This is a genomic window from Sphingomonas sp. Leaf38 (genome assembly GCF_001421825.1).
GTDB lineage: Bacteria > Pseudomonadota > Alphaproteobacteria > Sphingomonadales > Sphingomonadaceae > Sphingomonas.
In genome coordinates, this window is the sequence record NZ_LMLD01000008.1 from 211050 (window position 1) to 213671 (window position 2622).

Genomic DNA, 2622 nt, shown 5'->3' on the forward strand with positions numbered 1-2622 from the left:
TCCCCGTCCCGGGGAGGATTGCTTCACGCTTTGCCTCATCCGAATCCCAAGCCACAACCCCCGCGCCGCCAGCCACCAGCGCCCGCACCGTCGCCCCCCCCGACCGCGCGAGCCCCAGCACCGCATAGCGCTTCCCGCGCCAGGCCTTCGCGACGATCACCGCAGTTTCAACGTCGAGAGGCCGACCAGCGCCAGCACCAGCGCGATGATCCAGAAGCGGATCACGACGGTCGCCTCCGCCCAGCCGAGCTGTTCGAAATGATGGTGGATCGGCGCCATCCGGAACACGCGCTTGCCCGTGCGCTTGTAGAAGAACACCTGGATGATCACCGACAGCGCCTCGATCACGAACAGCCCGCCGATGATCCCCAGCACGATCTCGTGATGCGCGACGACCGCGATCGTCCCCAAGGCGCCGCCAAGGGCAAGACTCCCGGTATCGCCCATGAACACCGCCGCCGGCGGCGCATTGAACCACAGGAACGCAAGCCCCGCCCCGACGATCGCCCCGCAGAAGATCGCCAGTTCGCCCGCGCGCGGCACGTGCGGGATGCCCAGATAATCGGCGAACTTCACGTTCCCGACCAGGTACACGATCAGCATGAACGCGACGCTCGCGATGATCACCGGCATCGTCGCCAGCCCATCGAGCCCGTCGGTCAAATTCACCGCATTGCCGAACGACACGATCGTGAAGGCAGCGAACACCGGGAAGAACCAGCCGAGATCGAGGTACAGCCGCGACGTGAACGGCAGGTACAGATGCGGCCCGTTCTGCGACATGATGATCGTGGCCGCGATGCCAGCGATCGCGAATTCCAGCAGCAGCCGCGTCCGCCCGCTGATCCCCGCGGTGCTCGCCTTCCGCACCTTGTCATAGTCGTCCATGAATCCGATCGTCCCGAAGCCGAGCGTCACGAACAGGCACGCCCAGACATAGGGGTTGCTCAGGTCCATCCACAGGAAGATGGCAAGGCACATCGACGTCAGGATCATCAGCCCGCCCATCGTCGGCGTGCCGCGCTTGGCCAGATGCGATTGCGGGCCGTCGGCACGGATCGGCTGCCCCTTGCCCTGCCGCACGCGCAACCAGCCGATGAACTTGGGGCCGATGATCAGGCCGATGATCAGCGCGGTCGCGACCGCACCGCCGGTCCGCACCGTCTGGTACCGGATGAGATTCAGCAGACCGGGAAACCCCAGATGCTCGGCAAGCCAGTACAGCATTCAGTTTTTCCCGCTCAAGAGACCTGCCACGACCCGAGCGAGCCCAACCCCGTTCGATCCCTTGACGAGCACGGCGTCGCCCGGCGCGACGATCGTCCGTAGCGTGGCGAGCGCGGTCGCAGCGTCGCCCACATGGACGGTTTCGATCTGTCCCTCAAGCACCTGCGCGAGCGGTGCCATCGCTTCACCGACTAGCAGCGCCATTTCGACGCGCGCCGCCAGGATCGGTTCGGCAAGCCCGGCGTGATAGTCCGCCGAGGCGTCGCCCAGTTCGCGCATCTCGCCGAGCACCGCGATATGCCGACCCGGTTCGTGGGCAAGGACGCTGAGCGTCGCGCGCATCGACGACGGGTTCGCGTTGTAGCTCTCGTCGATCACGAGGATCTCGCCGTCACCGACCGATGCCATGGATCGCGCGCCGCGCCCCTGCAACCCGCCGAGCTCGGCAAGCGCCAGCCCCGCGAGCCCGAGATCGCTGCCCGCCGCCTGCACGCACGCCAGCACGCCCAGCGCGTTCGACACCCAGTGCGCGCCCGGCTGCGCGATCGTGAAGCTCAGTTCGTGGTCCGCGGCCTGCCCCATCCGCGCGGTGACGAACGTCCCGCCCGTCGGCAGCCGCATCGCTTCGATCGCGCGCACGTCGGCGCCCTTTTCGCTGCCGAAGGTCACGACATGCGCGGCATGCGGCGCGGCATGGCCGAGCAGCCGGTCGCGATGCGGGCTGTCATACGGTACGATCGCAGTGCCACCGGGCATCAGCCCGGCGAAGATCTCGCCCTTGGCATCCGCGATCGCGCTCTCGTCGCGGAAGAAGGCGGTATGTGCAGGCGCGATCGCGGTGATCATCGCGATATGCGGCCGCACCAGCTGAGTCAGTTCGGCGAGTTCGCCGGCATGGTTCATCCCCATCTCGAACACGCCGAACGTCGCGTCGCGCGGCATCCGTGCGAGGCTCAGCGGCACGCCCGTATGGTTGTTGTAGCTCTTGACCGAGCGATGCACCGCACCCGGCGCCGCACGGTCGAGACACGCGAACAGCGCCTCCTTCGCGCTGGTCTTGCCGACCGACCCGGTGACGCCGATGATCGTCGCGCCACTGCGCGCGCGGCTCGCGGCGCCCAGCGCATTGAGCGCGACGAAACTGTCCGCGGCGAGGACGTGCGGGTGGTCGCAAGGCTCCGACACGATCGCCCCGGCGGCGCCCTGCGCAAACGCCTGGTCGAGAAACAGATGCCCGTCGCTCGCCTCGCCTTTCATCGCCACGAACAGATCGCCGGGGCCAACCTCGCGCGAATCGAACGCAACGCCGGAGACGGAAAAGTCCCCCGACGCCACACCGCCAGTGGCGGCGGCGATCTCAGCCGAAGTCCACAGACTCACTGCTCCCCTCCCCCC

Annotated in this window: 2 protein-coding genes; both read right to left on the bottom strand. The window is 67.6% G+C overall.

Going from position 1 to position 2622, the window contains the following annotated elements; translation table 11 throughout:
* Window positions 1-156: 156 nt before the first annotated feature.
* Window positions 157-1227: a phospho-N-acetylmuramoyl-pentapeptide-transferase gene (mraY, locus tag ASE88_RS02095; protein WP_056474787.1), complete on the bottom strand. Its 1071-nt coding sequence runs from the start codon at window positions 1225-1227 to the stop codon at window positions 157-159.
* Complete coding sequence (locus ASE88_RS02100; RefSeq protein ID WP_056474789.1) at window positions 1228-2607, bottom strand: UDP-N-acetylmuramoyl-tripeptide--D-alanyl-D-alanine ligase; 1380 nt, start codon at window positions 2605-2607, stop codon at window positions 1228-1230. It lies immediately after the preceding gene.
* Between the last annotated feature and the right edge of the window lie 15 nt (window positions 2608-2622).

Coding starts and splice junctions, on each gene's coding strand:
- mraY (WP_056474787.1), bottom strand. CDS start 1,227: ATGCTGTACTGGCTTGCCGAGCATCTGGGGTTTCCCGGTCTGCTGAAT.